This is a genomic window from uncultured Stenotrophomonas sp. (assembly GCF_945952405.1).
Classification (GTDB): Bacteria; Pseudomonadota; Gammaproteobacteria; order Xanthomonadales; family Xanthomonadaceae; genus Stenotrophomonas.
The window spans coordinates 98,851-105,569 of record NZ_CAMFIA010000014.1 but is presented as its reverse complement, the minus strand read 5'-3'; the positions used below and the strand labels follow the sequence as shown (position 1 = coordinate 105,569).

6 protein-coding genes are annotated in these 6,719 nt (G+C 62.2%); 1 reads left to right on the top strand and 5 read right to left on the bottom strand.

All coding sequences use genetic code 11. From position 1 onward, the window contains the following. Window positions 1-221: 221 nt before the first annotated feature. On the top strand, window positions 222-1,214 hold the full coding sequence (locus Q0P60_RS14775; protein WP_294994927.1) for a patatin-like phospholipase family protein: 993 nt from the start codon (window positions 222-224) through the stop codon (window positions 1,212-1,214). Window positions 1,215-1,238: 24 nt separating this feature from the next. Here Q0P60_RS14775 and Q0P60_RS14770 read toward each other — a convergent pair whose 3' ends face one another. The 5 genes from Q0P60_RS14770 to Q0P60_RS14750 form a co-directional block, all read right to left on the bottom strand. Beyond that, window positions 1,239-2,606, bottom strand: a complete 1,368-nt coding sequence (locus Q0P60_RS14770) for an XVIPCD domain-containing protein (RefSeq protein WP_294994924.1) — start codon at window positions 2,604-2,606, stop codon at window positions 1,239-1,241. Then, a complete protein-coding gene (locus tag Q0P60_RS14765; RefSeq protein WP_294994921.1) occupies window positions 2,603-3,457 on the bottom strand; it encodes a hypothetical protein in 855 nt (284 codons plus the stop codon). Before Q0P60_RS14765 ends, Q0P60_RS14770 begins: the two co-directional genes overlap by 4 nt. Window positions 3,458-3,612: 155 nt before the next feature. Then, window positions 3,613-4,485, bottom strand: coding sequence for a hypothetical protein (locus Q0P60_RS14760; RefSeq protein WP_294994918.1), 873 nt, complete (start codon window positions 4,483-4,485; stop codon window positions 3,613-3,615). Window positions 4,486-4,534: 49 nt separating this feature from the next. Continuing rightward, window positions 4,535-5,515 carry a hypothetical protein gene (locus tag Q0P60_RS14755; RefSeq protein WP_294994915.1) on the bottom strand — a complete coding sequence of 327 codons (981 nt, stop codon included), beginning with the start codon at window positions 5,513-5,515 and terminating at the stop codon, window positions 4,535-4,537. Between the two features lie 77 nt (window positions 5,516-5,592). Beyond that, on the bottom strand, window positions 5,593-6,504 hold the full coding sequence (locus Q0P60_RS14750) for a hypothetical protein (RefSeq protein WP_294994912.1): 912 nt from the start codon (window positions 6,502-6,504) through the stop codon (window positions 5,593-5,595). Window positions 6,505-6,719: the final 215 nt, after the last annotated feature.

Genomic DNA, 6,719 nt, shown 5'->3' with positions numbered 1-6,719 from the left:
TGGCCGGCAGCCTCATGCACCTTGCACCCGGTAGTGCCGGCCGCTGGCCGGCAGCCTCATGCACCTTGCACCCGGTAGTGCCGGCCGCTGGCCGGCAGCGGTTGCCGGCCAACGGCCGGCACTACCTTCATGAATAGGCAGCCGCCCCACCCTGCCCGGCCCGCCGTGGCTTCGGTATGCTGGCGCCCTTTCCTGAATCCGGCGCCGCGAGCGCACTGCCGATGAGCCTGTTCCGCCCCCGCATGCTGCTGTCCGTCGCCCTGATCGGCCTGCTCGCCGGCTGCGGTGGCGATCCGGTCCGCCCCACGCCACCGCCGGCACCGACCGTGGTGCCGCAGGCCAAGCCGGTGAAGATCGGCATCGCCCTCGGCGGCGGCGCAGCCAAGGGCTTTGCCCACATCGGCGTGATCAAGATGCTCGAGGCCAATGGCTTTGAACCGGTGGTGGTGTCCGGCACCAGTGCCGGCAGCGTGGTCGGCGCGTTGTATGCCAGCGGCATGGACGCGTTCCAGATGCAGAGCAAGGCAGTGGCGCTGGACGAAGCCAGCATCCGCGACGTGCGCCTGTTCTCCGGCGGACTGGTGCAGGGCCAGAAGCTGCAGGACTACGTCAACGAACAGGTGGCCAACCGGCCGGCCGAGCGCCTGAAGAAGCCGTTCGCCGCCGTGGCCACGCAGTTGGAAACCGGCGAGCGCGCGATCTTCGTGCGCGGCAATGTCGGCCAGGCCGTGCGTGCCTCGAGCAGCATTCCGGGCGTGTTCGAACCGGTGAAGATCGGCGGCCGCAACTACATCGATGGCGGCGTGGTCAGCCCGGTGCCGGTGGATGCCGCGCGCCAGCTCGGCGCCGACTTCGTGATCGCGGTGGATATCTCCAGCAAGGCCAGCGGCAAGGCACCGACCGGCATGCTCGGCATCGTCAACCAGTCGATCTCGATCATGGGCCAGCGCCTGGGCGAGCAGGAACTGGCACGTGCCGACATCGTGATCCGGCCGAAGGTGCTGGACATCGGCGCTGCCGATTTCAGCCAGCGCGGCACCGCGATCCTGGAAGGTGAGAAGGCCGCGATGGCGGCGATGCCGCAGATCCGCGCCAAGATCCAGCAGCTGCAGAAAGCCCGCGCCGCTGCTGCCGCCCCGGCGCCGGTAGCGGCGCCCAAGTGCGAGGAAGCCTCGCGCCTGGGCAAGTTGATGGGCCGCAAGGACAAGTGCTGACCGGCACCCGCCCAGCGCTTCCGCTCAGGCCTGCATGACCGGCGCGGCGCGGGCCGGCTGCAGCTGTTCCTCCTGGCTGCGCTGCAACGCCTGCTCCTGTTCCTGCGCCTGGCGCTGATCGTTCACCGCCAGCTGCTGGAACGACTGCTCGGGTGGCGTGGCCAGCGCCTGTGCGGTGGGCATCTGCGTACGCAGATGGGCCGGGTCGGACGGCTCGCCCTGCACCACGAAGACGTTCTGCCCCGGCTGCAGGCCGGGCGCCGGGCCATTCAGCAGCACATGGTCCACCCGCTGCAGCCCCTGCCCTGCGGCCAGCGTGGTCAGGCTGGCCGCCATGCATTCGCTGTGCCGGTCCCAGGTTTTGCCGACCTGCGCATCCAGCCCCTGCACACCGGCCACGCACTGCGCGTACAGCGCATGCCGCGGATGCTGTGGTGAGGTTGGATCCACTGCCGCTGCCAGCGGACGCTCCGGCTGCGGGTCCAGTGGCGCAGCGTCGCTCAGCACCTCCGGGCTCCGCATGATCGGCCGATCCCGGTTGGGATCCTCCGGATGGAACTGCTGTCGCAGCTCTTCGCGCAGTTGCCGGGTGGCGCGCGCATCGTCCAGATAGCGCAGGGTCTCCGGGTTGGTGACCTTCAGGTCGCTCGCCGGCGGCGACCGCACATGCACCGCCGTCGGCCCCAACGACCCCACCTCAAGCTCAGCGGACTTCTGCCGCCAACCGTCAACACCGTGAACGTAGTCGTTTCCATCGTAACGCACCCGATCAGGATCCAGATTGGTCACCGGCTTGATCAGGCCATGCGGCGCGCGCGCATCCGCCATCTCACGCAGATAGCCATCCGGATCCTGCAAGTGGTCGCGGTACTTGCGGAGCACCAGCATCGAAGTCTGCGCGCCGCGATCCAGCCCCAGATTGCGGTTGTCCAGCAGCATCTTCCAGGCGGCTTCGGCTTCCGGTTCACCACCGTATGCACGCGCTGCCTCGAGGAGCTTGTAGGGCGTCCAGCCGGAGCGATCGACTCTCCATTCGTCGAAAGTTAGATCATGGGAATCCCGGACATCCAAGACTGGAAGATTAAGCGCTAAATCAGGGCGTCCCTCCGTGAACCACTGCTTGCGCAGGGCAAGATCGTGTCGCATCAGCGTAACCCCGAACTCTTGCCACTGGCTCTCGCTCATATTTACACCGTCGGCGAGCGCCTGACGATTGGCAAAGGTGTTGGCAGTGGCGCCAGGAATGTTGTCGTTGCGTACGACACCCAACGCTAGCAACGCATAGCCGTCGCTGCCTTCCTTGTGTGCCAGGTAGTTGAAGTAGAGTTCGCGGTTACCCGCCTCCGCATACGCCGTGAGGATGTCGAGATCATTTCGGGTCAGGCCACTCACTTGTTGCGCTCCTTCCTGATGTTCTCAACCAGCAGTGCACGTGAACGAGCTTCAATCCGCTTCCAGTCTGCCAGGCCTTCGCGGCTATAGCGCACTCGAACAACCGTATCCAAATCATCGATGATGAACGTCTGATTGCAGTACGCGAACCCGTGCACGTTCTTCTTCACCATCTTCCCGTCGCGGTACTCAACGCCCGACTCGGAGATTTCCCGTGGTGTGCACTCGATCAGCTGGTTGACTGCGCCCGATGCATCACGAGAGACATACCAGTCAAAGTGCGCCCCAGCCTTCATCACGGGGGCATTCTCGCGGTACCCCTGCGTCCGGAAATAGCTCCGGACTTTGTCCATGTCCACGTAGTACGGCACAAGCCCATGCACAGTCTCGCCAATGATTCGCCCCTGCAAGGATGCGGACGGATCATCCTCACGCCCCTCCCAAGGCGTGTAGGCCCTCCGCAGGACCTCCTGCGGGGTAACTCGATCAACGTAGCTGTACCTGATCGTGACCGAGCGCACCGAAACATCAACCGAGAGATTGATCCGTTCGCCTGGCTTGAAGGGTTCCAGTGATGGATACTCCAACACGAGTGCAAAGCTGCCGTCGTGCTCCGGCCCCATCTGGTTGTAGTAGTAGTTCTGCGGCAGCTCCAGCAGGTACGGGCCAACACAGGCCTGCTTCAGCGGTACTGGCACGGCATAGGCGTCCTGCGGGCCAATGCTGCGTTTGCGTGTGCACCCCTGCTCGTTGGTCTGCGTGGGAGACATGTTGCGCGGCACATCACTCTGCCCACACGCCCCCAGCGGAAGCGCCAACGCGAACACCAGCAGGGAACGGAACAGGGGCATGACAGTCCTTGTAATCGAGTTCTGGCCGCGATGTCGGCTCATCGGTTTATCAGCCTGCAGCGGAGACGCCTATCGAATCAAGAGCTGATACCGACAGTGCCTGTTTATCCCTTCGGACAGGCTGCCTGGACGTGTTGTTCTCACGGCCTGCAGGTTCAGTCTGTATCGAGGGGCGCAGAGGCTCCTTTCCTGCTGATGTTGTCAATCAGCAACGCGCGCGCACGTGCTTCCATCTTTCGCCAGTTCGCCAACCCCTCACGGGGATAGTTCACATCAACAATGGTGCTGAGCTCCTCGATGATGAACTGCTGCCTGCAGCCGGCAAAGCCAATAATGCGCTTCTTCACCATCTTCCCGTCGCGGTACTCGACCCCCGATTCAGAAATTTCGCGTGGCGTGCATTCGATCAACTGATCGATCGTGCCCGATGCGTCACGTGAAACGTACCAATCGTAGTGAGAGTCAGGCTTCATCACTGACGCGGTTTCTCTAATGCCCCGTGCACGCTGGTAGTTGCGGATCTTCTGCATATCGATGAAGTACGGAACAAGCCCATGCACAGGCTTTCCCTGGATGCGTCCCTCCAGTGATGCCGCCGGATCATCCGGTGCATACGAGCGTGGCGTATAGGCATTTCGAAGCGCCTGCCGTACATCAATCCTGCCGACGTACGTATAGCGAATACGGATTGTGCGCACTCCCACATCCACACTGGGGTTGATCCGCTCACCCGGCTTGAAGGGCTGCAATGATGGGTACTCTAATGCCAAGGAGAAGCTACCGTCGTGCCATGGCCCCATCTGGTTGTAGTAGTAGTTCTGCGGCAGCTCCAGCTGATAGGGTCCGATGCAGGCGCGATCCATCGGCGATGGATCCTGGTAGGGATTGGTCGGCTGATTGTCGATCGTGATCGAGCAGCCCTGCTCATTGGTCAGCAATCGTGGAGGCTTGCGCGGCACATCACTCTGCGCACACGCCGCCAGCGGAAGCGCCAACGCGAACACAAGCAGGGAACGGATCAGGGGCATGACAGTCCTTGTAATTGAGTTCTGGCCGCGATGTCGGCTCATCGGTTTATCAGCCTGCAGCGGAGACACCTGTCGAATCAAGGGCTGATACCGGCAGTGCCTGTTTATCCCATCGGACAGGCTGCCTGGACGTGTTGTTCTCACGGCCTGCAGGTTCAGTCTGCATCGAGGGCGAAGAAGCTCTTTTCCTGCTGATGTTGTCAATCAGCAGCGCGCGCGCACGTGCTTCCATCCTTTGCCAGTTCGCCAGCCCCTCACGGGGGTAGTTCACATCGACCACCGTGCTCAATTCCTCGATGATGAATGTCTGACCGCATTCCGCGAATCCGTAGACCTTCTTCTTCACCATCTTTCCATCGCGGTATTCGACGCCCGATTCGGTGATCTCGCGAGGCGTGCACTTGATGATCTGGCTGATCTCACCAGATGCGTCGCGCGCAACAAACCAGTCGGTGTGCCACAGATCCGCTCTCATCACCGGCGCGTCTTCGCGATACCCTTTGCCTTGGTAGTAGCTTCGAACCTTATCCATGTCCACGTAGTACGGCACAAGCCCATGCAGAGGCTCTCCGACGATCCGCCCCCGCAAGGATGCAGAAGGATCATCTTCACGCCCTTCCCGCGCCGTATAGGCCCTCCGTAGAACCTCCTGTGGGGTAACTCGATCAACGTAGCTGTACCTGATCGTGACCGAGCGCACCGAAACATCGACCGTGAGGTTGATCCGCTCGCCTGGCTTGAAGGGCTCCAGCGATGGATACTCCAACGCCAACGCGAAGCTGCCATCGTGCTCCGGCCCCTTCTGGTTGTAGTAGTAGTTCTGCGGTAGCTCCAGCTGATAGGGTCCGATGCAGGCGCGATCCATCGGCGATGGATCCTGGTAGGGATTGGTCGGCTGATTGTCGATCGTGATCGAGCAGCCCTGCTCATTGGTCAGCAATCGTGGAGGCTTGCGCGGCACATCACTCTGCGCACACGCCCCCAGCGGAAGCGCCAATGCGAACACCAGCAGGGAACGGAACAGGGGCATGACAGTCCTTGTAATCGAGTTCTGGCCGCGATGTCGGCTCATCGGTTTATCAGCCTGCAGTGGAGTCACCTGTCGAATCAAGAGCTGATACCGACAACGTCCTGTTTATCCAAAGTGGTGGACTCCTCGCCGCCGTCCTGCTGATCGGTGTTTTCCACGAATAGCTGATGCGCGCGCTCCTGCGTGCGAAGCCAGCTTTCCAATGCCACCCGGGGATAGCGGATTTTCACAAGGGTTCGATGCCCTGGAAGGATGGACCAGTGCACGCACTCTGGAACACCGCGATTTGCGTTCTTTACCAGCTTGCCATCGCGGAACTCAACGCCTGGATCGACCGCTTCGCGTGAGGTGCACCAGATGAATGTCTGCACTTGACCGTCGTCATCGCTCGCCACGAACCAATCCTGGTACCAGGATCCGACACCCGGGGCACGTTCCCTGCCCATTCTTTTCCGGTCGAACGCGCGAATGCGCTCAAGGTCGGCATAGTAGGGAATCAGGCCATACCGGGAATCTCCCTTTATGCGTGTTGCCAGCGATGCAGCGGGATCGTCCTTCTCATACTCCATGGGCGTGTACTGGTTCCGAAGCGCTTGTCGTACATCAAGACGGCTGATGTACGAATAACTGACAGTCACCGTGCGTATGCCCACATCCACACTGGGGTTGATCCGCTCACCCGGCTTGAAGGGCTGCAATGACGGGTACTCTAATGCCAAGGAAAAACTATCGTCGTGCCACGGCCCCATCTGGTTGTAGTAGTAGTTCTGCGGCAGCTCCAGCAGGTACGGGCCAACACAGGCCTGCTTCAGCGGTACTGGCACGGCATAGGCGTCCTGCGGGCCAATGCTGCGTTTGCGTGTGCACCCCTGCTCGTTGGTCTGCGTGGGAGACATGTTGCGCGGCACATCACGCTGCGCGCACGCCCCCAGCGGAAGCGGAAGCGCAAACGCGAACGCGAACACAGGCATGGAACGCAACAGGGGCATGACCGTCCTTGTCGTCGGGCTTGGGCCGCGAAGTGGGCCACCGGTCCATCAGCCTGATCCAGCGGGCTGCCACCGATCAAGGCGAACAGCGGCACCCCGCGGACTTGCCGGCCCCCTGAGGCCCGGCCACAACCGCATTGAACAAGGCCGCACATGGCACGCGCGGATTCGCCCTGGCTCCGCAGGCCACGCGCACCCGCCCGGTCACCCTGCGC